Source organism: Bradyrhizobium sp. AZCC 1577, assembly GCF_036924575.1.
GTDB lineage: Bacteria > Pseudomonadota > Alphaproteobacteria > Rhizobiales > Xanthobacteraceae > Bradyrhizobium.
On the sequence record NZ_JAZHRQ010000001.1, the window covers coordinates 5123744 to 5149696 of the forward strand.

Consider the following 25953-nt stretch of genomic DNA (forward strand, 5'->3'; position numbering starts at 1 on the left):
AACGGCACTGCATCGGCAGCCGCTCGAGTTCATGTGTCTATCCCTGACACAGATTGCATAATTTTCCCGAGCTTGAATCGTTCCAATGACGCGAACAAAATCGCTGCGTCCGATCGACCCAAGTGCGGCTGGACCAGCGGCTGGATCGCCGCCACCGCACGATCGGACGCTTCAGACGGCCGGATCCTGATGCAGGTAACGGTCGTCAAACTGCGCCAGTTCCGCGAGCCTTGTTTCGTCGAGCACGCGCACTTGCCCTCTGCTGACGTCGACGATCCCGTCCTCGCGCAGTTGCCTGATGATGCGGTTCGCATGCACCGGCGTGATGCCCAGCGCCTCGCCGATCTGCTCCTGGGTAAGCGGGAATTCGAACGTGGCAGGCTCCGTGCCTCCCCTGACTGCAAGAAGACGCCTGCGAAGTTCGAGCGCGATATGGACAAGCCGGGCCGGTGCCGGCCGCTGTCCAACATTGACGATCCACTCCCGAAATATCGCGGCATCGATCAAGGTATCGCGCCAGAGCACGTCCGCAACATTCGGTCTCGCATGCGTCAGGTCTAGCAGCGAGGCATGACTGATGAACCCTAGCGTCGAGGGGACCAGCGTGGCGAGATCATGATCCATCCTGCGCAGGTGCAAACTCTGAAGGTCGGGAATCTCGCCAGGGATGTGAATCGAGAGAATTTGCCGCTGGCCGGCCTCTGTCGTTTTGGAACGGATACAGAAGCCCTCGATAATCAGACAGCATTCCGACGGACGTTCGCCGTCAGATACGATGGCTCTTGCGCCTTCCCAGTGGCGAACCGCGATCGGAAGCGAACGGATCGCGGCAGTATCAGCCGGATCGAGTTTCGAGACGGTATCGAGCCGCCGCAACAAGCTTGCCAACACCGAATCCCGATTCACGCGCCTGTCCTGTTCGATTGAATGATCTTCTGCCTCTGGGTGAAACGAAACCTGCCCGATGCCGGTTCCAAACAAAGGTTAAGGATGCGGTTGCCGAAACGTGGAAGGGTCGAAGCCAATGAGGAGATCCGTCCATGAAAAAAAAGCGCAATCGCAGCCGCCCGGCACTCTCGCTCCAGGAGCGCCTCAAACAAATTGCAGTTCGCGCCCGCGAAAAGGCCGAGAGCTCACCGCCAGGACAGGAGCGTGATCGTTTGATACGGGCGGCGGTCGCGACCGAGTCGGCAGCGGTCATCGAACGCTGGCTGACGTCGCCTGGATTGCAGCGCCCGAAATAGCGCTGCGGTCTTCCGCCCTATCTGGATTTGTCGGCGCAGACGTGAATGACGTACAGCGGATTTGCGAATTCGTCGGTGACTTCCATCCGCCAGTCCTTGCCCGGACATAGCCTCCCATCGAGATGATCATGGATGATCTGCCCCGCCGTCACGGTCGCCTCCCGCCAGGCGGCTTGCCGATCGGGCAGTTCCTCGCTTTCTTTATCGAGTTCAGCCCTGTCATGATACACGTTAGTGAAGTCACGCCCCTGCTAAATGTTCCTGCGCCGGAACGCAGTCGCCGGTGCGCGGCGCATGCTTGCGATTGAGCAAGAACAGCGGCGCGCTGTGCGGCCGTCCGCCTCTCTACCCGATATGGAACGAATCGAAAAAAGCCAGCTTGATTCCCCGTTCTGCAGTCCGGGAGTTGTTGATGCGTAACGCCGGCTCGGGTCCGTCGATCGTGCCACATGGTGATGAGCACGACGTCTATATGGTCGAGCATGAATCCCTGGAACACGGCCGGGTCTGGGCAGAAGTCAGTTCCGAGAGCCCGGGATTTGAGCCGGTTGTAATGGACCTGCTCACCGGCCAGTACACCAATCCGATCCGGGTGGTTGCTTTCAACGTCGCTGAGGGGTGGTGTCGTGACGCTTCGGTGGAAGTCGCGCACGAGCTGCGGCGACGCTGCGACCTCCAGCTACGCGACATTCCGTTTTTCCTGCAGGATTTTGTCGATCGCTACGAGGGCCGCTATCAGGACGTCCAGTTGCCGCTGCCGATGCGGCTGTACTAGGAGAACACGACGATCATTCACCCGTGGCACGCCGCGTGGCTTGTTCGGTAGCATCGGCGTGATTGCAGCCCACTCCTTGTCGGTGAGTTCGTAACGCATGATTCGCCCCCACGATAGCGGGCTTGAATCACGGCAAGACAGTCCGGCGCAATGTGGCCCGCCAAGGAGCGGGCCGGATCGCAGCTCGATGGCGGATCGGCGTTAGCGCAATCCGCCATGTCACGACGATTGTAGAAAAGTGGCGGATCACACTTCGCTGATCCGCCTGACGGCCTGCCTAAACGTGCAGAACTGGCGGTGACTTACCATCAGTTACATCACACCACGAGACAGCCCTAGATACGTCGTGCCATCTCTGAGCCTTTCAATAGCTCGGCCAGCGACGATGTAGTCGATGTCACTGGGTGTCAGGCCGATATCCATCAGCTCTCTGTCGCTCAGGTCGTGCAAACTGACTAGCAACCTCTCGCGTTGGCGTCGTTTTCGAAACGCACGCCAATATCCCTGGAGCAAACTCAAGACGCTCCGCGTCGATGCGACTGGTGGTCCAGCCGCTTCCTTTTCCGAGAAAGCGTCTCTCAGCGCTGCGATGGAAGCATCGGGGCACGCCTCGGCCAAAGCATTGCCCGAGGCGTCTTTCACCAAAGCGATGGCGAGGTCGAGGCGGAGCCCTGAGGCATCGCGACCGGTCTCGGATGTGAGGTTCGTCTGTTGGGGTGACATCGGATGCTCCCTGCTGTTATGCCGGCAGGGAGCGTGGCCAAACAAAAGGCCCCGTCCGATGCCGGCGGGGCCTGGTGAAAAGATCGCGTCGTCGAATTCCTAGCGCACGACTCCTTCCACGGCCCAGCGAGAGCGGGTCATGTGTTTGCGGGTCCACGATGCGCACGACGTTTTGATCATGAAGCGTAGCTACCACGGAGATCGCGCAAAATCAAGGGGTGTGCCAGTGCTCCTCGCATCCTGGAGGCGAGCTCTCCTGACGCGAAGTCTGCCTTGGTTCTGAGATCGTCTGGTTGTTTGATACTTATCGAATGCAAGAAGTTGGCTATGTATTAAGCCCGCTTCTGGCCCACGGCCGAACCGCGCTTAAGCCCTTGTGACCGATTGTCAGCGGCAAACCGGGCATCGATCCTTGCTCCCTTCCACCGCCGCCTTTGACCCATTTGAGACATCAAGCCGGCTTGCTTTCCTCTGAAGTTTCGTCACTATCGGCCGCATGACTGTCGTCGTGATCACGTTCGCGAACTTGTGGTGGCGCTCCACTTAGGAGCGGCACGGCTTTGTCATTCACCCAACCGTCGCCGCCGTTCATCGGCTTGCGAGGTTGCTGCATCAACAGTCCGATTGAACGGCGGTTCTTATCTGGAGAACCGCGATGCAACACTCGTCAGCCACCCTCCCTGTTATCTTGACCGGCGACAGAACCACCGGCCCGTTGCACCTGGGGCACTACGTCGGTTCGTTGAAGAACCGCGTCACCCTACAGACGACGCACCAGCAGTACCTGCTGCTGGCGGATGCCCAGGCACTCACGGACAACGCGCACAATCCTGGTCGGCTGCGTGACAATGTCCTTGAGATCGCGACAGACTACCTGGCTGCCGGGATCGACCCGAACCTGACCACGATCTGTCTTCAATCGCATCTCCCGGCACTTGCCGATTTGACCCTGCTGTACATGAACTATGTCACGGTGGCCCGGCTTGAGCGCAACCCAACCATCAAGGACGAAATCCAGGCGCGAGGATTTGGCAGAGACATTCCAGCAGGCTTTCTCTGCTATCCCGTCGCCCAGGCCGCCGACATCACCGGTTTCAAAGCGACGATTGTTCCGGTTGGGGAAGACCAAGCTCCATTGATCGAGCAAACCAATGAGATCGTTCGCCGCATCAATCGCCAAGCTGGTGTTGACGTGTTGCCCGAAGCCCGCGCACTTATTCCTCGCGTCGGACGCCTTCCCGGCATCGACGGCAAAGCCAAAATGAGCAAATCGCAGCGCAACACTATTCAGCTATCAGCCACGGCCGATGAAATACGTAAGGCTGTCCGGCGTATGTTCACTGACCCAAACCATATAAAGGCGTCCGACCCAGGTCGCGTCGAAGGCAACGTGGTTTTCAAGTACCTGGATGCGTTCGACGAAGATCACGTTGCAGTTGAGGATTTGAAGGCACGCTATGTCCGTGGCGGTTTGGGCGACAGCATTGTGAAGAAACGTCTGGATGACGTGCTGCAGGCACTTCTCGCGCCAATCCGAATCCGTCGCCGCGCACTCGCTCGTGATCCCGGCTATCTGCTGCAAGTCGTTAAGCTTGGCACTGCGCGAGCGCGGGAGACAACTGATGCCACTTTGCGCGATGTTCGCGCCGCGCTTGGTCTATTCACATTGAACTAGTCGGATGGGGGCCAAGCCGAGCTTATGTCTGGATTTTGCCCCTCTGCGAAATCGGGCGATGTCCGCTATTCCGCCGCTGTTGAGGGTTGAGCGTCGCTTAATGAGTACACGCCCTAGCCACGGCCCGATCAGCGCAGGAAGCCGTCGCCGCTCTCCTCACAGCTCCACGCGTTGCGGCACTCCTGGGCTCACTCGCTGGTGATGCCGAGAGCGCGGACAAGCTCACCCCGCGCTTGATAATCAATCCCGATCTGGCGCTTGAAATCATCAGGCGTGCCGCCGACGGCGACCATGCCCTGCTTGTCCAGCCATGCGCGCATCGTGTCAGTGGCAAGCACCGCATTCACTTCCTTGTTCAAGGTCGTGATGACAGGCGTCGGGGTCTTCTTCGGCAGCATGAAGCCTATATAGCTGATGATCTTGAACCCTGCGAAGGTTTCGCTGATCGCCGGAACGTTGGGCAGCAACGGGAAGCGCTTCTCCGACGTGACGCCGAGCAGCTTGATCTTGCCGGCCGCAGCCAGCGGCTCCACCGCCGTGGGTGCGCCGAACAGCAGCGGGATCTGGCCGCCCAGGAGATCATTCACCGACGCCGCCGTTCCCTTGTAGGGAATGTGGGTCATGGTGAAGCCGCCATATTTCTGCAGCATCTCGCCGGCGAGGCGGTGCGGCGTCGAGCTGCCGGAGCTGCCGAAACTCAGATTCTGCGTTTTCTGCTTGCCCAAAGCGACCAACTCGGCGACCGAATTCGCCGGCACATTGTTGGCCGCGGCAAGCAAGAGCGGCGACCACGCGACGTTGACGACCGGCTCCATCGCGGTCGAAAGGTCGAAATGGTTGCTGGTGGCGAGGTGCGGATCGATGGTGACCATCGCGTCCGTCACCATCAGGATCGTGTATCCGTCAGGCTCGGCGCGCGCCGCCGCCTGCGCCGCGATCATGCCGTTGGCGCCCGTCTTGTTCTCGATGACGACGGATACTTTGAGGTTCTCGCCGAGTTGCTTGCCGATGGTCCGGGCCAGCGCGTCGGCCTGTCCGCCCGCGGAATAGCCGACCAGGATGGTGATCGCCCGCGACGGGTATGGCTGCGCCGTGGCGCTCGACACGATCGCAACCAGCGCCACGACGACCGCCGCGCCGAGAATGAATGCCTTCGCTCGAAACAGTGTGTCGGAAATCATGTTCCGCCTCCTCCCTGACCATTGGCGTTATGAAGGCGGTTGGGCCGCTCTTTTTCGTTATTCGCTTCTTGTTGTTCAATTCTATGCAGGCATGCTCGCAGCCGCGCCAAGCACGCCGGCCGCACGCAGATCGGCTATTTCGTGCGCCGAATATCCGGCAGCTTGCAAAATTTCATCGGCGTGCTCGCCGACCCGCGGCGGCTGGCGCGCGAGGCCCGGCCGTTCGCGGGCCTCGCCGAATTCCACCGGCAGCGCCGGAATTCCGACCCGCGGTCCGCCGCCGAAAGCCGACACGGCGGTTGCGAGCAGGCCGCCATTGGCAAGCAGATGCGGATCGGTCGATAATTCGTCGGGCCGCCCGACGCGCGAATAGGCGACCCGCGCCGCCTCGCATTTTTCGAGGATCTCGTTCAGCGGCAGTTTCGTGATCCGCCGCTCCAGTTCGGGGAGCATCCACTCGCGCGCCTCGCAACGATTGGCGTTGCCGACGAGCCTCGGATCATCGCGCCAGTCATCGAACCCGAACGCGTCGCAGAAGCGTTGCCAGTGTCCGTCCGACGTGCAGCCGATGAAGACCTGGCCGCCGTCGGAAGCGGTGAAAACGTCATAGACGCCCCAGGCGTTTTTCCGCGCCGGCATCGGCGGCATTGGCCCGCCGGTAACCGCGCTGCCGACGACGACCGCGCCGAGCATGAAGGTTGCGCTTTCAAACAGCGAACTCGCGACCTTCTGCCCCACGCCGGTGACGTCGCGCTCGCGCAGCGCGGCCAGCGCGGCTACGACACCGAAGACGCCGCCGAGAATGTCGATGACCGGCGCGCCCGCGCGAAGCGGCCGACCGGGCGGGCCGGTCATGTAGGCAAGCCCGGACTGCATCTGCACCACCTCGTCGAGCGCGCCACGGTTCTCATACGGTCCCTTCAGAAAGCCTTTCATCGAGAGGTACACAAGACGCGGGTTGATCCGGCGCAGATCCTCCCAACTGCACTTCAGCCGCTCGATCGTTCCCGGGCCAAAGTTCTCCAGCACGACGTCGGCGTCCTTCACCAGCCGATGCACGATCGCCTGTCCCTCGGGCCGTTTCAGGTCGATCGCGATCGAGCGCTTGTTGCGGTTATAGGTCGCGAAAAAGCCGGCGGCGAAACCCGGCAACCGCCGAGTCGGATCGCCGTCGGCCGGCTCGATCTTCACCACGTCGGCGCCGAGATCGGCAAACAGGACACCCGCGCACGGCCCCATGATGGTGTGACCGAAGTCGAGCACCTTCAGCCCTGCAAGCGGTCTGGATGAAGTCGTCATGCAGCCGGTCTCCTGAAGGCGGCAAGCGTTCCCGATAGCAGCGCCGCGCTCGGCAGCCGGTGTCCGACGATCCGCTCGGCAAGACGCCCGGCCTCGATCAGCGCCTCGATATTCAGGCCAGTGGAGATGCCCATCTCCTCGCACAACAATGCGAGCTCTTCGGTGGCGATGTTACCCGGCGCGCCGGGTTGGCCGGCAAACGGACAGCCGCCGAGCCCTGCCACCGCCGCATCGAAAGCCGTGACCCCGAGCCGCAGGCCCTCATAGGCGCAGGCGATGCCCTGCCCGCGCGTATCGTGAAGATGAAGCGCGATCCGCAGGCCGTCCCAGCGGTCACGAACGGCGCCGACGGCGGCAGCAACCCGCCTGGGCGTGGCCCAGCCCATGGAATCCGCCAACGCAACGTCGCGCACCTCGATGCCCGCTTCGCGCGCGATGGCGAGCGCGTCCGAAACTGTCGCGACGACCTCTGCCGACGATATGTCACCTGCAAAGTTGCAGCCGAACGCGGCCATGACGATGATCTTGGAGATCGGCACGCCGGCTTCCCGATGCACACGCACGTACCTGCGCATGGCTTCGATCTGTCCGGCGCGGTCGCGGTTGAGATTCCTGATCGCGAACGGCTCGGATGCGCTCAGCGAGATAAACCCGGCAAGGGTGAGCTTCTGCTTGAACGCGAGCGCGCGCTGCAGCCCGCTCTCGTTGAACCACAGGGCGGAGTATTCGACGCCTTTCCGCGCGGTGAACCCTTCGATCACGGCCTCGGCGTCGGCCCAACCCGGGACGTGCTTGGGATTGACCAAGGAGGCGATCTGGATCCGGCGAAGCCCACATGCGGAGAGCGCATCGATCAGCGCGATCTTGTCGGCGGTCTCGATCGGGCCCGGCTCGATCTGAAAGCCTTCGCGGGGCCCCTCCTCGCTGATGACGACGCTGTCAGGCAGGTCCATGCGCTGGCGCTCCTCCGGGTCGTTCTTGTTGATTGCGGGCGAGCTTGCCGTGCGCCTCGGTATCTGACAAATATAATATGAAGATCGTTACGTTCTAGTAATTGGATGGCAGGGAGCAGCTCGATGGCGTTCGGATTGCGGCAGCTTCGCTATTTCATCGCCATCGCCGACGCCGGCGTGCTGTCGCGGGCAGCGGAGGCGCTCAACGTCGCGCAGTCGGCGCTGAGCCATCACGTCGCCGCACTCGAAACCGATCTGGGCGTCAAGCTGCTGGAGCGCAGGCCGCGCGGGATCGCGCTGACCGCGGCCGGCCGGCGGCTTTACGAGCACGCCAGCGCCGTGCTGTCGGCGCTCGGCAAGGCAGAAGAGGATGTGCGAACTTTCAACGAGGCCGCGACCGGTCCGGTTTGCCTCGGCCTCAGCCATACCGCGATCTCCATGGTCGCGCTCGACGTCATGAAGGCGGTGCGAAAAAATTTCCCAGGCGTACACCTGACGGTCGTCGAGGCGCTGTCGCCGGCGCTGATCGAGCGCGTCTTCTCAGGGACAGTCGATCTCGCGCTCGCCTATAATCCGCCCCGGGATGCCCGCCTGGACGTCGAGTGGCTGCAGGACGAAGACCTTTATCTCGTCGGACATCCGAGCCTGATCGGCAAATCTTCCAGTCCGATCGCCTTCTCCGCCATCCCGCAACGAAGCGTGGTTGGACTGACGCCGATGCCGGCTTCGCGGGCCATCATCCAGACCCAGGTTCTGCGCAATCAGATCACGCCGAGCGAAACGCTCGAAGTCGATTCGTTGTCGGCATTGCGAATGGCGCTCGAGGCTGGTTTAGGATGCGCGATCCTCTCCCGCGCAACCGTTCTCGCCGACTTGGCGGCGGAGAAATATCACGCACGCCGCATCATCGATCCGCCGCTGACGCGCTCGTGCGCTTTGGTTTCGCTCGCGGACCGTCCGCAAACAAAAGCCTTTCTCGAGGTACGCAAGACAATGGTCGAGGTGGTCCGCTCAGCGGTCAGCGCAGGGCGATGGCCGGCGAAGGGAAACGGCCGACGGAGCAAGCGCGCCGCGAACTAGGTTCAGGACACTCTGCAACACGAGTGCTTCCCCTCGCGAAATTATCCGGGCGGCATCCGCTCGAATTTCTGCAACGAAGGATCCATCGTGTCCCACGCATGGCCGCGGATGCCGTACGTGATCAGTTGTGGATTGAACCGGCTTGGGTCGTCCAGGCTGGTCGCGTGGACCGCTATCGGTTCCGGGTTGGCGACGAATGTCAGATAGACCGGCGTTCCACAGGTCGGGCAGAAGGCGTGGACCTTTTCATTCCCGTTGTCGTCCGCCACCCGCCATTCTTTCGCTTCGCCCGTAATTGCCACATCGGCTCGCCGGGGGAAGACCAGGTAGGATCCATGCCCCGTGCCGCTTCGTTTCTGGCAATCGCGGCATTGGCAGTGGCTCTCGACGAGAGGTTCGCTGCTCGTCTCAAAACGGATCGCGCCGCAGGCACACCCGCCGATAAAGGGCTTGGTCATGGTCATTCTCCTGCTTCTGATTGACCGGCAAGGGATCAGGCCGATTTCGGCTTGGCGAAGACGTCGAGGCCGCGGCCGGTTTCCAGCAAGGATTTCAGGCTGGCGAGCACGACCGGCCAACCTTTCTTGATGCCGTTCGCCATCCCGCTGCCGGCTACGAGTTCGTCATGTGTAACCGTCAGCCGGACCATGTCCTCGTATTCCTCGGTCTCGAACGTCACCCGGCTGTAGGCGGAAGGATCGGAGGCCTGCGACGCATTCGCCCAGGTGATGACAAGACGGGTTGGTGGCGAGACCTCGACGACCTTGCCGACCAGTTCGACGCTCCGTTGATCATTGGCGCGGACGTGCTCCCATTTCGATCCGGGATTCCAGTCAGAGACGTTTTCGTGGCCCCAGTATCGCCTTGCGATCTCCGGCTTTGTGATGGCCTCGAACACCTTCTCCGGCGTCGAGCGAATATAGGTCACGTAGACAAAGCTGGTCGTCTCTTTGGTCATCGTCATTCTCCTTCGAGTTCTTTCTTCAGATCGTGCAGCAGGCTGAGCCGCTGTCGTTCGAATTTCCGCACCCACCGCTCGTAGACCTCATGAAGCGGCACCGGGTTGATGAAGTGCAGCTTCTCCCGGCCGCGCCTGACCGTGCTCACCAGATTGGCCGCCTCCAGGATTTCGAGGTGCTGCGTGGCGGATTGCCGGGCCATGTCCAAGTTTTCGCAAAGCTGCCCAAGCGTCTGCCCGTTCTTCTCACAGAGAAGATCAAGCAGCTTTCTGCGTGTCGGGTCGCCCAGCGCTTTGAAAACCTTGTCGGCCTGCATGGTCTCACTCTATGAAGAGCACAATATGCAGGTAAATACCTGCAGCCAAGCCCGTCCAGCAAGTCATTCGTCACCTTGCTGTGATTAGGGACGGACGATCAGGACTATTGATCGGCGGAGGCGGTGTCAGCGCGCTGACGCGATCGCGCTTCTGCCGCCTGGATCGCGCGCCAGATGCGCGAAGGCGTTGCGGGCATGTCGAGATGACGCACGCCGAGCGGCGCCAGTGCGTTCATCACGGCGTTCATGATGGTGGCAGGTGCCGCGATGGCGCCGGCCTGACCGCTTCCCTTGACGCCGAGCCGGTTGGCACGGCTTGGAAAATCAGGCGTGAGGTCGCCCTCGAACGCGGGAAGATCGCCCGCACGCGGCAGCGCATAATCCATCAACGAGCCCGACAGAATCTGTCCTGTCTCCGCATCGAACAGCGCGTGCTCGAATAGCGCCTGCCCGATGCCTTGCGCGACGCCGCCATGCACCTGCCCCAGCGTCTGGCGGGGATCGAGCAGGCGGCCGTAATCATCAAAGATGACGTAGCGATCGAGCCTCACCTCGCCGGTCTCGGGGTCGATCTCGACCTCCGCGACATGGCAGCCGTTGGGAAACGTGTAGCGGTCGCACAGATGAGTGGCTCTGTGCGCCAGCCCCGGCGCTACGTCGTCGCCGGCTAGCTGATAGGAAGCGCGCGCCACCTCATCGAGGCTGATCTCCTGCCCGGTCGCAGCCACGCGCAACTGGCCTGCTTCATACTGAACCGCATCCACGTCGGCCTGCAGCAGGCGCGCGGCAAGCCGCCGCGCATTCTCGATCAAGCCTTCCGCCGCCATCAACAGCGCGGTGCCGCCCTGGTGCATAGAGCGCGCTCCGCCATGGCCGCCGCCACTATCCAGATCGTCCGTATCGCCCTGCCGAAACCGGAAGCGCTCCAGCGGAAGGCCGAGCGCGTCGGCTGCGATCCGGGCGTAGGTGGTCTCGTGGCCCTGGCCACTGGAATGCGTGCCGACCTTCAGGTCGATCAGGCCGTCCTCACCGAACTGTACTTCCGCCACTTCGTTGGGCTGGCCGCGCGCGGTCTCGAGAAAGCAGGCAAGCCCGAGGCCGCGCAGCCGGCCCAGCTTGCGTGATCTTCTCTGGCGCGCCTTGAATCCCTCCGCGGCAGTGGCGGCGTGATCGATGGCGTGGGCAAAGCTGCCCTGCTCGACCGAAAGCCCCATCGCGCTGCTGTAAGGGAAGCGACGCATGATGTTCTTGCGCCGCAGCTTCAGCGCATTCATCCCGAGTTCGGCGGCTGCGATATCGATGCAGCGCTCGATCAGATAGTTCGCCTCCGGCTTGCCGGCGCCGCGATAGGCATCGACCGGCGTCGTATTGGTGAACACGCCGTTGGTCTGAAATGCGATCAGCGGAATGTCGTAGACGCCACCCGTCGCGCTCGCCATGGCCATGGTCGGGACGCCCGGCCCCACCATCGAGACGTGAGCGCCTAGATTAGCGAGGACTTTAACGTCGAGCGCCAGGAAGCGGCCATCGCGATCGAGCGCTAGGCGGGCCCGAACGATGCTGTCGCGGCCATGCGCGGAGCCGGTAAAATCCTCGCTGCGATCGCCGATCCACTTCACGGGACGGCCGAGCCGGCGCGCCGCCCACAGCACCAGCACCCATTCGGGATAGAGCACGTTCTTCATCCCGAAGCCGCCGCCGACATCGGGAATGCTGACGCGGAGCTTCTCGCGTGCCACGCGGAAAACGGAGTCTGCAAGCAGGTCGCGGATCATGTGCGCGCCGGCGGCCGAGGCGGTCAGGTGCAGCCGGCCGCTCGCGGCATCGAACTGCCCTATCGCACCGCGTGTCTCCAACGGCGCGGCGACGACGCGGTTGTTGACCAGCTCGCATTGCACGACGTGCGCTGCGTCGCGGATCGCCGCTTCCACCGGGCCGATCTCGCCGCGGTCGAACTGGAACGCGATGTTGCCAGGAGCCTCCGGCCAGATCGACGGGGCATCCGGCAGAATCGCGGCTGCGATCGAGACGACCGGCGGTAGCGGCTCATAGTCGACGACGACGGCCTCGGCGGCATCGCGCGCGGCCTCAGTGGTTTCCGCAACCACGAACGCGACCGGCTCGCCGACATGGCGCACCACGCCGCGCGCCAGCGCGTGATAGGGCGGCACCACGAGCGGCGTGGTCATCGGGATGCTGGTCACCGCGCACGGCAACGGGCCGATATCGTCGGATGCCAATTCGGCTCCCGTGAGCACGGCCGCGACGCCGGGCATCCTGCGCGCCGCATCGACGCTGATCGCGGTGATGCGCGCATGCGCATGCGGCGAGCGAACGACGACGCCATGAAGCGCGTCTGGCGACGCGAGATCGGCGAAGTAGCGCCCGCGTCCCTGCACGAAGCGCACGTCTTCAAGGCGATCGAGGCTGCGCCCCAATAACGGTTCGGTCATGTGAAGCTGTATGGAATTAGGCGGCGGCAAAGGCAATCGGAAGCCTCGTCAGGCTGCCCGGCATCGGTCCAAATTCAAAACTGTCAATAAAATCAAGGCGATCCGTCAGGACCATTGCGTAGGGAATGCCGCGCCTTCCGGCGCGACCGCAATGACGACCGCCTGCTTACGGGCTGCGGGTGCACCGTGCGCCCGGCAGCCTTCCGTTTTCATCTGATACAATGACCGTGCCGATCTCGCCATCCATGCCGCGAGATCGCACGGCCCTTGCCTACGCCGTCGCTGAGTGCTCCGCGCCCTGCAGCTTGCGCTTGCGCCAGACCGCTCCTGCCAGCAGCACCACGGCGATGCCGATGAGTCCAAGGATCACCTCTCCGCCATGACCGCCATTGGCGAAGTGCGGCGCCATGCCGAGCGATTTGAGCATTCCATCGAGGCCGACACCGACCGGACCGTTGAAGAATGCGTGCAGAGACGGTTGCAGCGCCGGGTCGGTCGCCATCACCTCACCCGCGACCCAGCCCAGCAAGCCTGCACCGGCCCACACCAGCGCGGGAAGACGCGTCAGCAACGCCATGATCAGCGCAGCACCCGCGACGATCAAGGGAACGCTGATGGCAAGGCCGATGACGAGCAGCGGGATGCTGCCATTGGCGGCCGCGGCGACCGCGATGACGTTGTCGAGGCTCATGACGATGTCGGCGATCGCAACGATCTGCACCGCTGCCCACAGATGCGCAGCCGCTTCCGTGTCGCTCTCGTCCTCGTGTTCCGGCACCAGGAGCTTTGCCGCGATGAAGAGCAGCGCCAATCCGCCGACCAGCTTGAGGAACGGCAGCGCCATCAGCGTCACGACGATGCCGGTGAAGATGATGCGCAGCAGCACGGCAACGCCGGCGCCAAGAATCATGCCCCAGAACTTCTGGCGCGGCGGCAAGCTGCGGCAGGCCATCGCGATGACAAGCGCGTTGTCACCCGACAGCAGGATGTTGATCCACATGATCTTGCCGAGCGCGACCCAGAAGGCCGGTGTCTGCATCTCGGCGTGGAACTGGGTGAAGAACGCAGAAATCGTCGCAGGATCGAAGATTTGCAAGAGCCAGTTCACAGCGTTTCCCCCCAGGCCTCTTCAGCCGTTGCGCGCGGCTATTGCGGCCGCTCTTCCAATCGATTAGCCGACGATTTCGTTACCGGAAAAGAACTGCGCGATCTCGATCGCGGCAGTGTCCGGCGCGTCCGAACCATGCACCGAGTTCTCGCCGATCGACTTCGCGTGGACCTTGCGGATCGTACCCTCCGCCGCCTTCGACGGATCGGTGGCCCCCATGACGTCGCGGTATTTGGCGATAGCGCCCTCGCCTTCCAGCACCTGCACGACGACCGGGCCGGAGGTCATGAAGTCGACCAGCTCGCCGAAGAATGGACGCGCCTTGTGAACGGCATAGAAGGTTTCCGCCTGTTCGCGGGTCATGCGAATGCGCTTCTGGGCGACGATCCGCAGGCCGGCCTTCTCGATCAACGCGTTGACGGCGCCGGTCAGATTGCGCGCGGTCGCGTCCGGCTTGATGATCGAGAAAGTGCGTTCAGTCGCCATCGTTTACATCCTTGCAAAACACGCTGATTTGGAGAGTTGCGGGGGCTTATATCGGCGCCACCTCGCGACGGCAAGCGACCCTGTGACGCGCCTGCCCCCCATTTTGGGCGCCTTTTCGTGCGGCACGTCACCCCGCAGGGGCAAAGATTACCGCAATTTCAGGGAGGTGAACCCACTCTGTAACCTGCGTCACGCCGCCATTCAGCTTCGCAGCCGTAAACTTTCCGACGATCGGACACCGGGTGCGCATCCGCGAGGCCCGGGGCGTCACGGGAGGCGATCTCACCGATGGCGCGCATTTTCGCGCCTGAACCTTGAGGAGACGATCATGTTACGTAAACTCTCGCTCGTTGCAGTGGCCGCGGCTTCGCTGGGCGCGGCCGCGCTGGCGCCGACATCGGCCTCGGCCCACGGCTGGCGTCACGGCTGGCACCATCATCATCACCATCACGGCTGGCATCATCGCCATCACGGCTGGGGCTGGGGCCCGCGCGTCGTCATCGGCGGCCCGGCCTATTTCGGTGGCTATGGCGGCTGTTACGTGCGGCGTCTGGTTCCGACCCCCTGGGGCCCGCGCTGGCGGCTGGTGAACCGCTGCTACTGAGCTGATTTGAGCTTCTCCCTGACTGACGCCCCGGCCGCCCGCCGGGGCTTTTTTTGTGCGGAAGCGAACAGCGCGATTCGACCACTTGCACGCGAACGCATGGGGCTCTGCACGGGAAACAAATTTCGCGGTTGTGACTTGATCCTTCATCATTGTTTCACTCAAGCCTTGCGAACGCCGCGAGGTGGAACTCGCGAAGAAGAGACACCGCCGATGGATGGCCGAATCATCAGAGATTTCGAACAACTCGATCACAAGACCTGCGTATCGATCTGCGACGCCATCGGCGAACGGCTTCAGCAAAACTTGCGCCCCGAAACTGAACTACCACCGCGTCTACGAGAACTCGTCGACGAGTTGCGCCGCCGCGACAACGAGTTGCATTGAGGACCGCTGGGTAGCTGATTTTACCGATAAATGAGTTGCGTTTGGCACCGGCTCCGGTGACAACGCCGCATGCTTTCCATCACAGACATTTCGATCCGGATTGCCGGGCGGCTCCTGATCGACGACAGCACGGTGCAGATCGTGCCGGGTGCTCGCGTCGGCTTCGTCGGCCGCAACGGCGTCGGCAAATCGACGCTGTTTCATGCGATCCGGGGTGACCTGCCGACGGAATCCGGCGGCATTACGCTACCGCCGCGCTGGCGCGTCGGCAGCCTGGCGCAGGAGGCGCCGGACGGCCCGGAGAGTCTCATCAATGTCGTACTGAAGGCCGATCTGGAGCGTGATGCGCTGCTCCGTGAGGCCGAAACCGCCACCGATCCGCATCGCATCGCCGAAATCCAGACCCGGCTGGTCGACATCGACGCGCACTCCGCGCCGGCGCGCGCCGCGGCAATCCTGAGCGGCCTCGGATTTTCCGCTGCGGACCAGGCGCGGCCGTGCTCGGAATTCTCCGGGGGCTGGCGCATGCGGGTGGCGCTGGCGGCAACGCTGTTTTCGGCGCCGGATTTGCTGCTGCTGGACGAGCCGACCAACTATCTCGACCTCGAAGGCACGCTGTGGCTGGAAGACCATCTTGCGAACTATCCACGCACCGTCATCGTCATCAGCCACGACCGTGACCTGCTCGACACCTCGGTCGATCAGATCCTGCACCTCGATCGCGGCAAGCTGACCCTCTACAAGGGGACCTATTCCTCCTTCGAAGAACAGCGCGCCATGCGCGAGATGCTGGACGCCAAGCACGCCAAGCGCCAGGCCGACGAGCGCAAGCGGCTGCAGGCCTTCGTCGACCGCTTCAAGGCAAAAGCCTCGAAAGCCCGACAGGCGCAATCCCGCGTCAAGATGCTGGAACGAATGAAGCCGGTTACCGCGCTGGTGACCCAGGATGTGCGTGAAATCACGTTCCCGACGCCGGAGAAGATGCTGTCGCCGCCGATCATCGCCGTCGACGACGTCTCGGTCGGCTACGACCCGAAAAAGCCGGTGCTCAACCGCGTCACGCTGCGCGTCGACACCGACGACCGCATCGCCCTGCTCGGCTCCAACGGCAACGGCAAGTCGACGCTGGTCAAGCTTTTGGCAGGCAAGCTCCAACCCTTCTCCGGCCGGATCACACGGGCGGAAAAGCTCTCGGTCGGCTATTTCGCGCAGCATCAGGTCGACGAGCTCAACCTTGATGCGTCGCCCTACGATCATGTCCGCAGGCTGATGCCCGATGCGCCGGAAACCAAGGTGCGCGGGCGCACCGGCGCGATCGGATTTTCCGGCAAAGCCGGCGATACCCTGGTCAAGAGCCTGTCGGGCGGCGAGAAAGCGCGGCTGCTGCTCGGGCTCGCCACTTTCTTCGGCCCGAACATGATCATCCTCGACGAGCCGACCAACCACCTCGACATCGACAGCCGCGCGGCACTGGCGGAGGCGATCAACGATTTCCCCGGCGCCGTCATAATGGTCTCGCACGACCGCTATTTGATCGAAGCCTGCGCCGATCAATTGTGGGTCGTCGCCGACAAGACGGTAACGACCTACGACGGCGACCTCGACGATTACAGGCGAATGGTGTTGTCGATCGGGGATAAGCGCGAGCGCAGCAGCGAGCGTGTCAAGGAAAGCGTGAAGCCCGAGCGCGCCAGGAGCGAAAGGCGATCACCGCTGAAGCAGCGGATCGTCGAAGCCGAGGCCGAAATCGAGCGCATCAGCGGCATCATCGCCAAGATCGACACCGCGCTTGCCTTGCCGGATCTGTTCACGCGTGATCCCAAGCAGGCCGCCCAGCTCAGCAAGGCGCGCGCCGGTGCCGAAAGCGCGCTGCGGCGGGCCGAGGAAGATTGGCTGGAGGCCAGTTCGGAATTTGACGAAGCGACGGGGTAGCTAAAACGGATCGTCGTCGGCGAGTTTACGCCGCCGGCTTCTTCTTCGGCTTGGCACCCCTCGCCGGCGCCACTGCCTCCGGTGCACGCTCGATCGACGTCAGACGTCCGGCCGTGAAGGTGTAGATGCCGGCCCGCTGGCCGCGCGAATAGTTGACGACCGCCACGCGGTCGCCGCGCGGGTTATTGGAAAGGCTAACATTGTCGGGGGCACCGATGCCGCGCACGACGTCGCATTCGGTATGGCCGAGCGCCACCGTTCCCGTCGTCGATGGAGGCGGGTTACCTGCAGCGCCATTCGCCAGCGCATTGGCGTCGGTGCCTGGCCCCGCCATGCCGGGACAAGCGCCGTCGGCACTGACGAGTTCATCCGGCGTGACCGCTTTGGTCGGGGTGAGCGGCGGCGTCTCGATCGAGACGTTGCGAATGAACACGCGTCCGGAGCGCTGAAACCAGTCCGCATCCTTCGACAGCAGGTCCGCCCCACCCGCGCAGCCCGCCAGCGCAGGCCCGAGCAGCAACAACGTCAGCAGTGGCTTTCGATCGATTGTTCCGCGTCGCACGCTAAACCCCAGGCCCCCACCCTTACTGTAACCATTTGTCCGACCATCACTTTGCGGCACGACCATGGCTGCCCGCAAGGTCCGGCGCAGAAAGCGCTGATTATCATTAATTCCTGTGGATCGCTATTGCCGCCGCTGCCACCGGCCTCGCTCGTCGGCCTGCCAGTAGGTCACCTCGAATCCCCGCGTCTTGCAATCGGCCCATGCCCCGCGCGCGGCCGTCAGCGCGTCGGCATCGTCACCGTTGAAGATCAGCACCACCCGCTCGTATTTATCGCAGTCGGCCGGCAACGCCGCGTTGTCAATCAGGAACCTGACATTGGCCCCATTCGGATTGCTCTCCTCGATTGAGAGAATGATGGGCTGGTCCTGGGCATCGCCGGCGCGCCATGTGGCATGCGGCAGGAACGAATCGTCGCTGTAGGTCCACAAATGCGCATCGAGCGCCTCGGTCCGCTCCGGCGAAGTCGATTGCACGACCACGCGCCAGCCGCGCTCGAGCGATTTTTCCAACAGCGGCGGCAATACGCTTTCGAGCGACATGGCCTGCAAATGGTAGAACAGGACTTCCGTCATCGCCTGCAACCGAACTATTTCGTGGCTTCGTAATATTCCGCGACCAGCCGGTCCAGCAGGCGCACGCCGTAGCCGGATCCCCAACTGTGGTTGATGTCGGTTTTCGGTGCGCCCATCGCGGTTCCCGCAACGTCGAGATGCGCCCACGGCGTGTTGTCGACGAATCGCTGCAGGAACTGTGCGGCGGTAACCGAGCCGCCGTGGCGTCCGCCGGTATTCTTCATGTCGGCAAACTGCGAATCGATCAGCTTGTCGTATTCAGGACCGAGCGGCATGCGCCAGACGCGCTCGCCGGTTTCATTTCCGATCTTGCTCAGCCGTTCCGCCAACTCGTCATTGTTGGAGAACATACCGGAATACTCGGTTCCGAGCGCGACCATGATCGCGCCGGTGAGCGTTGCGAGATCGACCATGAATTTGGGTTTGAACTTCTTCGCCACGTGCCAGAGCACGTCGGCCAGCACGAGTCGGCCTTCGGCATCAGTGTTGATGATTTCGATGGTCTGCCCCGACATCGAGGTGACGATATCGCCGGGACGCTGGGCGTTGCCGTCGGGCATGTTCTCGACCAGGCCGATGGCGCCGACCGCGTTGACCTTCGCTTTGCGCGCCGCGAGCGCATGCATCAGCCCGACCACGCAGGCCGCGCCTCCCATGTCGCCCTTCATGTCCTCCATGTTGGCGGCGCCCTTGATGGAGATGCCGCCGGTATCGAAGCAGACGCCCTTGCCGACGAAAGCAACGGGCTGATCGCCCTTCTTGCCACCATTCCAGCGCATGATCACGGTGCGGCCGGGCTGGGTCGAGCCCTGTGCGACGCCGAGCAAGGCGCCCATGCCGAGCTTCTTCATCGCCTTGACGTCGAGCACCTCGACATCGACACCAAGCTTCTTGAGCTGGCTCGCGCGGCGCGCGAATTCCACGGGGTAGAGTACGTTCGGCGGCTCGTTGACGAGTTCGCGCGCAATGATCACGCCGTCGACGACATGGGACGCGGGCGCAAGCGCCTTTCGCGCGGCAGCGACATCGTCAACGGCAATCGAAACGTCGGCGCGCAGCGCGCCATTCTCGCCGTCCTTCTTCTTGGTCTTGTAGCGATCGAACTTATAGGCGCGCAGCCGGATGCCCGACGCGATCGCGGCGACCGAATCGGGCTGCATTGCCCCCTCAGGCAGTTCGGCGATCACGGTGACCGCTGTGCTGGCGCTGTTGAGCTTGCCCGCCGTCACCCCGCCGAACTTGAGAAAATCCTTCTCCTTGATATCGCCCGCCTTGCCGACACCAACGACGATCAGGCGCTCGGCCTTGATTCCATCCGGCGCCGGAATGTCGAGCGTCGATCCGCTCTTGCCCTTGAACTGATTGGCCGCCGCCGCCCGCTTGACCGTATCGGCCGCCTTCCCCAGCGCCTTCCGAGTCGCCTCGCCGAACTTCAGTGCCTCGTCGCAAAACACCACGAGAACGGCGCGGGGGGGCGCGGAAAAAGCGACAAAGCCGACCTTGACGGCGTCGGTCATGGGTAAATCCTCCAAAATTCAGGGCTGCCTTGCGCGGCCGGAATCGGTCCGCATTATGGAATGTTCTCTTCGGTGACGGCCCAAATCGTTCAGGACCTGATGTTTTCGGCACTATGGCCTGTCTGCCGCGCCACTGCCAAGCGCCACAGTGGCTGGAACGCCACATGAGATGAATTCTTAGCCGTATCGAGGGGACGCCACGGCCCGGCCATTTTGTTGACGGATCAAAGGGATGGTAGTGAGAATGTAGACGGCTGACGATTGGCGGCCCGACCATGGGGAACCCTCAAACAGGGATTGGTCGGAGGCTGCCCTTTGGGCGTGCAAGGGTGGGATCGTGCGGTAACGATGGGGTCGATCGACAGGTACATTTTCCGCACGACGCTCGCGTCGTTTGCGCTGGTCCTGGTCAGCCTCACCGGCGTGATCTGGATCACGCAAGCGTTGCGCGGCATCGACCTGATGACCAGCCAGGGCCAGACCATCATCACCTTTCTCGGCATCACCAGCCTGGTGATCCCGGCGCTGGTTTTGATCATCGCCCCGATCGCGTTGATGATCGCGATCTCCCACACGCTGAACAAGCTTGCCACCGATTCTGAAATCATCGTGATGAACGCCGCCGGCTTCTCGCCTTTCCGGCTGTTCCGCCCATTTTTCTATGCCACCTGCGTGGTGGCGGCGATGGTTGCCTTCATCGGCTCCTACCTCGCGCCCGACGGCATGCGCCGGATCAAGCAATGGGATGCCGAAATCACGGCCGACGTGCTGACGAATATCCTGCAGCCCGGCCGCTTCGCCCAGCTCGACCAGAACCTGACGATTCGGATCCGCGAACGCCAGCCGGGCGGTGTGCTCGCCGGCATTTTCGTCGACGACCGCCGTGATCCCAAGGAGCGTGTCACCATCATCGCCGACCACGGCACGGTGCTGAAGAACGAGAACGGCTCCTATCTGGTGCTCGAAGACGGCAATCTCGAACGTTTCGAGACGGGAAAGCGCGATCCGGCCTTTGTGGCGTTCGTTCGTTACGCTTTCGATATGTCGAAATTCTCTAATCGCGGCCGCGACGTCGCACTGGGGATTCGCGAACGCTATCTCTGGGAGCTGATCTCGCCCTCGGAGAACGATCCGGTTTTCAAGCAATTGTCCGGACAGTTTCACGCCGAGCTGCATGACCGTTTCCTGGCGCCGGTCTATCCCTTCGCCTTCGCAGTGCTGACCTTTGCGTTCCTCGGCACGCCGCGCACCACGCGCCAGAGCCGCAATTTTTCGATCGGCGGCTCCATCGTGGCGGTGTTTGGCCTGCGCATGGCGGGATTCGCCTGCTCGGTAATGACGGTGAAGACGCCAAGCATGGCTCTCGTGCAGTATTCGATGCTGTTCGGCGCGATCGGCGTCGGGCTGTGGATGATCATCGGCGGCATCGTGGTGGAGCCGCCGGCCGCGCTGATGGAGGCCATCAACAGGTCGAACGCACGCCTCGCTCGGCTCTTTGGACGGCCCGCCACCGCATGAGCATGATGACCAACACGCTCGGGCGATATTTTGCCGGCCGCTTCCTGATCTCTGCGGTGGGCGTGTTCGCGAGCATTTTCGTGCTGCTCGTGCTGGTCGATTACATCGAAATGGTCCGCAAGACCTCCGGGCTGGTATCGGCATCGGCGATCACGGTGGCGCAGACGTCGTTGTACCGGGTGCCGCAACTGCTCGAAAAGCTGATGCCGTTCTGCGTCCTGATCGGCGCGATGACCTGCTATCTCGCGCTGTCGCGGCGGTTGGAGCTGGTGGTGGCGCGTGCGGCCGGCGTATCCGCCTGGCAGTTCATTTCGCCGGCGCTGGCAAGCTCGATCATTCTCGGCACCCTGGCGACGGTTGCCTACAACCCGATGTCGGCGAACCTGCGCGAACTGTCCAAGCGGATGGAGGCCGAACTGTTCGGCTCGGCGCCCGGCGGCGGCATTCAGGATGCATCCGGCTTCTGGCTCAACCAGATCAACAACGACGGCCAGTCGATCATCAATGCGGCCCGCAGCGAGCAGCAGGGTGTCCGGCTGACGGGGCTGACCGTGTTCCGATTCGATACCGATCTCCAGTTCAAGGAGCGAATCGAGGCGCGCGAAGCGTCCCTCGAAGAGGGCCGCTGGGCCTTCAAATCGGTACGCCGATACTCCCTGGATAAACCTCCGGTTGATCAGGAGAGCTATTACCTCTCAACCACCCTGACACCGGCCCAGGTTCGCAACAGTTTCTCCACCCCCGAAACCGTGTCTTTTTGGCAACTGCCCGGCTATATCCGCTCTTCCGAAAGCTCCGGCTTCGCGACTGCAGGCTACCGTCTGCAGTACCATAAGCTCATCGCACAGCCATTTTTGCTGGCTGCAATGGTGATGTTGGCGGCTTCCGTCAGCCTTCGCTTCTTCCGGATGGGCGGCGTGCAAAAGATGGTTTTAAGTGGCGTGGGCGCAGGGTTTCTGCTCTACGTTCTATCGAAAGTTACTGAGGATTTGAGCAAGGCTGAGTTGATGCATCCCATCGCTGCGGCGTGGTTGCCTGTCTGTGTGGGCGGCCTCACCGGCTTCTTAGCCTTGCTGTACCAGGAGGACGGGTAGTGGCCGTTGTCGCCGCCCGCCAGTTGAGGTCGCCTGCGTTCAGGCGGCGCACCACCGTGCGCCGCTATCGAGCCCGCTTGGCCGCCGTTGGCGTACCTATGTTTGCCTTGCTCGCCGGACTGGTTTTCGGCGGCACGATCGAGTTTGCCCTGACGGCTCCCGCCGCGGCGCAAACCTTCACTTACAATCCGCGTCCACCCAAGCCGCCGCCGCGCCCTGTCAACAACGACGGCAAGATGCTCGTGCAAGCCGTCGAGGTGGATTACGACTACAACAACCAGCGCGTGTCGGCGGTCGGCAACGTGCAGATGTTCTACAACGGCACCAGCGTGGAGGCCGACAAGGTCATCTACGACCAGAAGACCAAGCGGCTGCATGCAGAAGGCAACATCCGCCTGACGGATGCGGAAGGCAAAGTCACCTACGCCAACATCATGGATCTGAGCGACGACTACCGTGACGGTTTCGTCGATTCGCTTCGCGTCGATACGGCTGACGATACGCGAATGGCGGCGACGCGCGCCGACCGTTCTGCCGGCAATTACACGGTGTTCGAAAACGGCGTCTATACCGCCTGCGCGCCGTGCAAGGACAATCCGAAGAAGCCGCCGCTATGGCAGGTCAAGGGTGCGCGCATCATCCACGACCAGACCGACAAGATGCTGTACTTCGAGAACGCGCAGCTCGAATTCTTCGGCGTGCCGATGGCGTATCTGCCGTATTTTTCGACGCCCGATCCGACGGTCAAGCGCAAGACGGGCTTCCTGATGCCCGCCTACAGCTCAAACTCGACCTATGGCTACGCGGTGGAGACCCCGTTCTACTGGGCGATCGCGCCGGACTATGACGCGACGTTCAATCCACGCTTCACGACGCGGCAAGGCGTGCTGTTCCAGGGCGAATTCCGCCAACGGCTGATCAACGGCTCGTACCAGATCCGCGGCTACGGCATCAATCAGCTCGATCCCGGCGCGTTCGCCGGCCAGCCCGGCGATCGCGACTTCCGCGGCGGCATCGACACCAAGGGCCAGTTCGCCATCAACGACAAATGGGTCTGGGGTTGGGACGGCGTCCTGCTCTCGGACTACTTCTTCTTCTCAGACTACCGGCTGGCCCAATACAGGGATCCGCTGGGCTCGTTCCTGACCCTGCCGACGGAAGCGATTTCGCAGCTCTATCTGACCGGTGTCGGCAATCGCAGCTTCTTCGACGCGCGCACGATCCATTACCTCTCCTTCTCCGGCAACCAGGACAAGGTGCCGGTGATCCATCCGGTCATCGACTATTCCAACGTGATCAACCACCCGATCCTCGGCGGTGAGGTCAGCTACAAGACGAACTTCACCAGCCTGTCGCGCACGACCGCGGCGTTTGACCCGATCACGACGCTGGCCAACACCAACGGCTTGTGCCTTACCGCATCGGCCGATCCGCTGGCCCGGATTCCCTCGCAGTGCCTGCTGCGCGGCATGCCCGGCACCTACACGCGGCTGACGGCCGAAGCGCAGTGGCGGCGCTCGTACACCGATCCGATCGGTCAGATCTGGACGCCGTTTGCGATCATGCGCGCCGATGCCATCGACGCCTCGATCTCGAACCAGCCGGGCGTTTCGAACTTCCTGCCCGTGGGCGACACGCAGGCGGTCCGCCTGATGCCGACGGTTGGCCTCGAATATCGCTACCCCTTCATCAACGTTCAGCCCTGGGGCACCACCACGATCGAGCCGATTGCGCAGATCATCGCTCGTCCGAACGAGACCTTCGCCGGCCGGCTGCCGAACGAAGACGCGCAGAGCATGGTGTTCGACGCCAGCAACCTGTTCGCGATCGACAAGTTCTCCGGCTACGACCGCGTCGAGGGCGGCGGCCGCGCCAATGTCGGCGTGCAGGCGACCACGCAGTTCGATCGCGGCGGCAGCGTCAATGTGCTGTTCGGCCAATCCTACCAGTTGTTCGGCCTGAACTCGTTCGCGGTGGCGGACCCGACCAATACCGGCCTCGAATCCGGCCTGCAGAACACCCGGTCCGACTACGTCGCCCGCGTCAATTATTCGCCGAACCGAACCTATACGTTCAGCGTGCGTTCGCGCATGGATGAAGCGACGATGAACGTCAATCGCTTCGAGGCCGAAGGACGCGCCTCGTTCGACCGCTGGTCGGTCAGCATGATGTACGGCAACTATGCCGCCCAGCCGGAACTCGGCTACCTGACCCGACGCGAAGGCCTGCTCGGCAGCGCATCCATCAAAGTGGCGTCGAACTGGGTCGTTTCGGGGGCCGCTCGCTGGGATCTTGAAGCCAACAAGCTGAACCAGTACATCATCGGCGCCGGCTATGTGGACGACTGCTTCGTGCTGGCCGCCAACTACGTCACGTCCTATACCTACTCCGCCGGGACGACGCCGCCGGTGCTCAATCACGCTTTCATGGTGCAGATCGGCCTACGGACCATTGCGAATTCGTCCTCGTCGTCCGGCACCAGCGGCCTTCAGTAGCGTGAGGCCCGACCTTGCCGGAGAATACCCAGCGCCGCGCGGTACGAATTGGTTGATACGACTGATATGACCATGACGACCATTACGCTCCTTCCTCGCCGATTTTGGTCCTTGATCGCCGGCGGAGCCGTTGCGCTTGCCGTTCTGGCCGGCGGCGCTTCACCGCTGCAAGCGCAGTCCGTGGCGGTGATGGTGAACGGTGAGCCCATCACCACTCTCGATATAGAGCAGCGCACCAAGCTCAACTTCCTGACCACGCGAAAGCAGATGCCGCGCAAGGAGGTGATCGAGGAACTGATCGACGAAAAGGTGAAGATCAAGGAAGCCAAGCGGTTCGGCGTCGACCCTTCGGCGAGCGATATCGACCAGGCCTTTGCCGGGATGAGCCAGCGGATGCGTATCTCGCCCGAACAGCTCACCAAGTCCCTGGAGAGCCAGGGGGTCCGGCCGGAAACGCTCAAAGCCCGCCTCAAGGCCGAGATGGTCTGGGGCAGCCTGGTGCGCGGCCGTTTCAAGGAGAGCCTCCAGGTCGGCGAGAAGGACGTTGCCGACGCCGCCCAGCAAAGCGGCGAAGCGACCCAGGCCGACGCGTTCGAATACAGGCTGCAGCCGATCGTGCTGATCGTGCCGCGCGGTTCGGCGCAAAGCGCGATCGACTTGCGGCGCAAGGAGGCAGAGTCCTTGCGCGAGCGCGTGCAGAGCTGCGAGCAGGCCAACTCCTACTTCAAGTCGATGCAGAATGCCGCGATCCGCGGCATCGTCACCAAGACTTCGGCCGACATACCCGGCCCGCTTCGCGAGCTCCTGGACAAGACGCCGATCGGTCGCCTGACCCCGCCCGAAATCACCAAACAGGGCGTGGAGATGGTGGCGTTGTGCGACCGCAAGCCGACCAAGATCGATACGCCGAAGAAGCGGGAAATCCGGGAAAAGATGTACACGCAGAAGTACGAGGCAAAGTCGAAGGCTTACCTGGCCGACATCCGCAAAGCCGCGATGATCGAATATCGTTGATG

General features: G+C 62.7%; 26 protein-coding genes and 1 pseudogene. 11 read left to right on the plus strand and 16 right to left on the minus strand.

Features of this window, described 5'->3' with window-relative positions; all coding sequences use genetic code 11:
- Window positions 1-171 precede the first annotated feature (171 nt).
- Window positions 172-906 (minus strand): Crp/Fnr family transcriptional regulator, encoded by a 735-nt coding sequence (locus V1278_RS24410; protein ID WP_334368507.1) that lies wholly within the window; start codon window positions 904-906, stop codon window positions 172-174.
- A gap of 134 nt (window positions 907-1040) precedes the next feature.
- Here V1278_RS24410 and V1278_RS24415 point away from each other — a divergent pair, with 134 nt between their 5' ends.
- Window positions 1041-1244, plus strand: a complete 204-nt coding sequence (locus tag V1278_RS24415; protein ID WP_028346450.1) for a hypothetical protein — start codon at window positions 1041-1043, stop codon at window positions 1242-1244.
- Window positions 1245-1261: 17 nt separating this feature from the next.
- On the opposite strand, the gene V1278_RS37025 is transcribed toward V1278_RS24415, so the two are convergent.
- The gene (locus tag V1278_RS37025) at window positions 1262-1474 is read right to left on the minus strand and encodes a DUF6894 family protein (protein ID WP_334539351.1); all 213 of its coding nucleotides are present in this window, start codon (window positions 1472-1474) and stop codon (window positions 1262-1264) included.
- 74 nt (window positions 1475-1548) lie between these two features.
- Between V1278_RS37025 and V1278_RS24425 the strand changes: the two genes are divergently transcribed.
- Window positions 1549-2019, plus strand: coding sequence for a hypothetical protein (locus tag V1278_RS24425; RefSeq protein WP_334369298.1), 471 nt, complete (start codon window positions 1549-1551; stop codon window positions 2017-2019).
- On the opposite strand, the pseudogene V1278_RS24430 reads toward V1278_RS24425, so the two are convergent.
- Both V1278_RS24430 and V1278_RS24435 read right to left on the minus strand, forming a co-directional pair.
- A pseudogene (locus V1278_RS24430) lies at window positions 2020-2118 on the minus strand (IS5/IS1182 family transposase); the annotation flags it as partial.
- A 213-nt stretch (window positions 2119-2331) separates the two neighbouring features.
- Window positions 2332-2742, minus strand: coding sequence for a DUF1127 domain-containing protein (locus V1278_RS24435; protein ID WP_334368505.1), 411 nt, complete (start codon window positions 2740-2742; stop codon window positions 2332-2334).
- A 655-nt stretch (window positions 2743-3397) separates the two neighbouring features.
- On the opposite strand from V1278_RS24435, the gene trpS reads away from it, so the two are divergent.
- Window positions 3398-4417, plus strand: a complete 1020-nt coding sequence (gene trpS / locus V1278_RS24440; RefSeq protein ID WP_334368504.1) for a tryptophan--tRNA ligase — start codon at window positions 3398-3400, stop codon at window positions 4415-4417.
- A 188-nt stretch (window positions 4418-4605) separates the two neighbouring features.
- Here the strand turns inward: trpS and V1278_RS24445 are convergent, their stop codons facing one another.
- The 3 genes from V1278_RS24445 to V1278_RS24455 form a co-directional block, all read right to left on the minus strand.
- Window positions 4606-5598 (minus strand): Bug family tripartite tricarboxylate transporter substrate binding protein, encoded by a 993-nt coding sequence (locus tag V1278_RS24445; protein ID WP_334382444.1) that lies wholly within the window; start codon window positions 5596-5598, stop codon window positions 4606-4608.
- A gap of 81 nt (window positions 5599-5679) precedes the next feature.
- Window positions 5680-6897 carry a CaiB/BaiF CoA transferase family protein gene (locus V1278_RS24450; RefSeq protein WP_334382445.1) on the minus strand — a complete coding sequence of 406 codons (1218 nt, stop codon included), beginning with the start codon at window positions 6895-6897 and terminating at the stop codon, window positions 5680-5682.
- Complete coding sequence (locus tag V1278_RS24455) at window positions 6894-7850, minus strand: hydroxymethylglutaryl-CoA lyase (protein ID WP_334382446.1); 957 nt, start codon at window positions 7848-7850, stop codon at window positions 6894-6896. The genes V1278_RS24450 and V1278_RS24455 overlap by 4 nt, the downstream gene beginning before the upstream one ends.
- Window positions 7851-7973: 123 nt before the next feature.
- Here V1278_RS24455 and V1278_RS24460 point away from each other — a divergent pair, with 123 nt between their 5' ends.
- Window positions 7974-8930: a LysR family transcriptional regulator gene (locus tag V1278_RS24460; RefSeq protein ID WP_334382447.1), complete on the plus strand. Its 957-nt coding sequence runs from the start codon at window positions 7974-7976 to the stop codon at window positions 8928-8930.
- A 41-nt stretch (window positions 8931-8971) separates the two neighbouring features.
- Here the strand turns inward: V1278_RS24460 and V1278_RS24465 are convergent, their stop codons facing one another.
- The 6 genes from V1278_RS24465 to ndk all read right to left on the minus strand — a co-directional run bounded on the left by V1278_RS24465 (window position 8972) and on the right by ndk (window position 14252).
- A complete protein-coding gene (locus tag V1278_RS24465) occupies window positions 8972-9388 on the minus strand; it encodes a GFA family protein (RefSeq protein WP_334368497.1) in 417 nt (138 codons plus the stop codon).
- A 35-nt stretch (window positions 9389-9423) separates the two neighbouring features.
- Entirely contained in the window at window positions 9424-9888 is a 465-nt protein-coding gene (locus tag V1278_RS24470) for an SRPBCC family protein (RefSeq protein WP_334382448.1), read from the minus strand.
- Between the two features lie 2 nt (window positions 9889-9890).
- A complete protein-coding gene (locus V1278_RS24475) occupies window positions 9891-10205 on the minus strand; it encodes an ArsR/SmtB family transcription factor (protein WP_028346460.1) in 315 nt (104 codons plus the stop codon).
- A 104-nt stretch (window positions 10206-10309) separates the two neighbouring features.
- A complete protein-coding gene (locus V1278_RS24480) occupies window positions 10310-12658 on the minus strand; it encodes a xanthine dehydrogenase family protein molybdopterin-binding subunit (protein ID WP_334382449.1) in 2349 nt (782 codons plus the stop codon).
- A gap of 271 nt (window positions 12659-12929) precedes the next feature.
- Window positions 12930-13766 carry a TerC family protein gene (locus V1278_RS24485; RefSeq protein ID WP_334382450.1) on the minus strand — a complete coding sequence of 279 codons (837 nt, stop codon included), beginning with the start codon at window positions 13764-13766 and terminating at the stop codon, window positions 12930-12932.
- A 63-nt stretch (window positions 13767-13829) separates the two neighbouring features.
- A complete protein-coding gene (gene ndk / locus V1278_RS24490; RefSeq protein WP_334368491.1) occupies window positions 13830-14252 on the minus strand; it encodes a nucleoside-diphosphate kinase in 423 nt (140 codons plus the stop codon).
- 328 nt (window positions 14253-14580) lie between these two features.
- On the opposite strand from ndk, the gene V1278_RS24495 reads away from it, so the two are divergent.
- The 3 genes from V1278_RS24495 (at window position 14581) to V1278_RS24505 (ending at window position 17175) form a co-directional block, all read left to right on the plus strand.
- Window positions 14581-14856: a sulfur globule protein precursor gene (locus V1278_RS24495; RefSeq protein WP_334368489.1), complete on the plus strand. Its 276-nt coding sequence runs from the start codon at window positions 14581-14583 to the stop codon at window positions 14854-14856.
- Between the two features lie 6 nt (window positions 14857-14862).
- Entirely contained in the window at window positions 14863-15243 is a 381-nt protein-coding gene (locus V1278_RS24500) for a hypothetical protein (RefSeq protein WP_334384344.1), read from the plus strand.
- A 69-nt stretch (window positions 15244-15312) separates the two neighbouring features.
- Window positions 15313-17175, plus strand: coding sequence for an ABC-F family ATP-binding cassette domain-containing protein (locus tag V1278_RS24505; protein WP_334382451.1), 1863 nt, complete (start codon window positions 15313-15315; stop codon window positions 17173-17175).
- Window positions 17176-17200: 25 nt separating this feature from the next.
- On the opposite strand, the gene V1278_RS24510 is transcribed toward V1278_RS24505, so the two are convergent.
- The 3 genes from V1278_RS24510 to V1278_RS24520 form a co-directional block, all read right to left on the minus strand.
- Complete coding sequence (locus tag V1278_RS24510) at window positions 17201-17737, minus strand: hypothetical protein (RefSeq protein WP_334368486.1); 537 nt, start codon at window positions 17735-17737, stop codon at window positions 17201-17203.
- A 123-nt stretch (window positions 17738-17860) separates the two neighbouring features.
- Entirely contained in the window at window positions 17861-18313 is a 453-nt protein-coding gene (locus tag V1278_RS24515) for a DNA polymerase III subunit chi (protein WP_334382452.1), read from the minus strand.
- Between the two features lie 14 nt (window positions 18314-18327).
- Window positions 18328-19830: a leucyl aminopeptidase gene (locus tag V1278_RS24520; protein ID WP_334382453.1), complete on the minus strand. Its 1503-nt coding sequence runs from the start codon at window positions 19828-19830 to the stop codon at window positions 18328-18330.
- 348 nt (window positions 19831-20178) lie between these two features.
- On the opposite strand from V1278_RS24520, the gene lptF reads away from it, so the two are divergent.
- From lptF to V1278_RS24540, 4 genes are all read left to right on the plus strand, one after another.
- Entirely contained in the window at window positions 20179-21348 is a 1170-nt protein-coding gene (lptF, locus tag V1278_RS24525; RefSeq protein ID WP_334382454.1) for an LPS export ABC transporter permease LptF, read from the plus strand.
- Window positions 21345-22442 carry an LPS export ABC transporter permease LptG gene (lptG, locus tag V1278_RS24530; RefSeq protein ID WP_334368483.1) on the plus strand — a complete coding sequence of 366 codons (1098 nt, stop codon included), beginning with the start codon at window positions 21345-21347 and terminating at the stop codon, window positions 22440-22442. Before lptF ends, lptG begins: the two co-directional genes overlap by 4 nt.
- 98 nt (window positions 22443-22540) lie before the next feature.
- Window positions 22541-24937 carry an LPS-assembly protein LptD gene (locus tag V1278_RS24535; protein WP_334384250.1) on the plus strand — a complete coding sequence of 799 codons (2397 nt, stop codon included), beginning with the start codon at window positions 22541-22543 and terminating at the stop codon, window positions 24935-24937.
- 72 nt (window positions 24938-25009) lie between these two features.
- Window positions 25010-25951: a SurA N-terminal domain-containing protein gene (locus V1278_RS24540; RefSeq protein WP_334382455.1), complete on the plus strand. Its 942-nt coding sequence runs from the start codon at window positions 25010-25012 to the stop codon at window positions 25949-25951.
- The last annotated feature ends 2 nt before the right edge of the window (window positions 25952-25953 follow it).

What these genes read in the sequence shown, in the direction of transcription:
- trpS (WP_334368504.1), top strand. Translation starts at nt 3,398, where the DNA reads ATGCAACACTCGTCAGCCACCCTCCCTGTTATCTTGACCGGCGACAGA.
- V1278_RS24445 (WP_334382444.1), bottom strand. Translation starts at nt 5,598, where the DNA reads ATGATTTCCGACACACTGTTTCGAGCGAAGGCATTCATTCTCGGCGCG.
- lptF (WP_334382454.1), top strand. Translation starts at nt 20,179, where the DNA reads ATGGGGTCGATCGACAGGTACATTTTCCGCACGACGCTCGCGTCGTTT.
- V1278_RS24495 (WP_334368489.1), top strand. Translation starts at nt 14,581, where the DNA reads ATGTTACGTAAACTCTCGCTCGTTGCAGTGGCCGCGGCTTCGCTGGGC.
- V1278_RS24520 (WP_334382453.1), bottom strand. Translation starts at nt 19,830, where the DNA reads ATGACCGACGCCGTCAAGGTCGGCTTTGTCGCTTTTTCCGCGCCCCCC.
- lptG (WP_334368483.1), top strand. Translation starts at nt 21,345, where the DNA reads ATGAGCATGATGACCAACACGCTCGGGCGATATTTTGCCGGCCGCTTC.
- V1278_RS24465 (WP_334368497.1), bottom strand. Translation starts at nt 9,388, where the DNA reads ATGACCAAGCCCTTTATCGGCGGGTGTGCCTGCGGCGCGATCCGTTTT.
- V1278_RS24415 (WP_028346450.1), top strand. Translation starts at nt 1,041, where the DNA reads ATGAAAAAAAAGCGCAATCGCAGCCGCCCGGCACTCTCGCTCCAGGAG.
- V1278_RS24480 (WP_334382449.1), bottom strand. Translation starts at nt 12,658, where the DNA reads ATGACCGAACCGTTATTGGGGCGCAGCCTCGATCGCCTTGAAGACGTG.
- ndk (WP_334368491.1), bottom strand. Translation starts at nt 14,252, where the DNA reads ATGGCGACTGAACGCACTTTCTCGATCATCAAGCCGGACGCGACCGCG.
- V1278_RS24460 (WP_334382447.1), top strand. Translation starts at nt 7,974, where the DNA reads ATGGCGTTCGGATTGCGGCAGCTTCGCTATTTCATCGCCATCGCCGAC.
- V1278_RS24540 (WP_334382455.1), top strand. Translation starts at nt 25,010, where the DNA reads ATGACGACCATTACGCTCCTTCCTCGCCGATTTTGGTCCTTGATCGCC.
- V1278_RS24455 (WP_334382446.1), bottom strand. Translation starts at nt 7,850, where the DNA reads ATGGACCTGCCTGACAGCGTCGTCATCAGCGAGGAGGGGCCCCGCGAA.
- V1278_RS24515 (WP_334382452.1), bottom strand. Translation starts at nt 18,313, where the DNA reads ATGACGGAAGTCCTGTTCTACCATTTGCAGGCCATGTCGCTCGAAAGC.
- V1278_RS24475 (WP_028346460.1), bottom strand. Translation starts at nt 10,205, where the DNA reads ATGCAGGCCGACAAGGTTTTCAAAGCGCTGGGCGACCCGACACGCAGA.
- V1278_RS24535 (WP_334384250.1), top strand. Translation starts at nt 22,541, where the DNA reads ATGTTTGCCTTGCTCGCCGGACTGGTTTTCGGCGGCACGATCGAGTTT.
- V1278_RS24450 (WP_334382445.1), bottom strand. Translation starts at nt 6,897, where the DNA reads ATGACGACTTCATCCAGACCGCTTGCAGGGCTGAAGGTGCTCGACTTC.
- V1278_RS24470 (WP_334382448.1), bottom strand. Translation starts at nt 9,888, where the DNA reads ATGACCAAAGAGACGACCAGCTTTGTCTACGTGACCTATATTCGCTCG.
- V1278_RS24505 (WP_334382451.1), top strand. Translation starts at nt 15,313, where the DNA reads ATGCTTTCCATCACAGACATTTCGATCCGGATTGCCGGGCGGCTCCTG.
- V1278_RS24435 (WP_334368505.1), bottom strand. Translation starts at nt 2,742, where the DNA reads ATGTCACCCCAACAGACGAACCTCACATCCGAGACCGGTCGCGATGCC.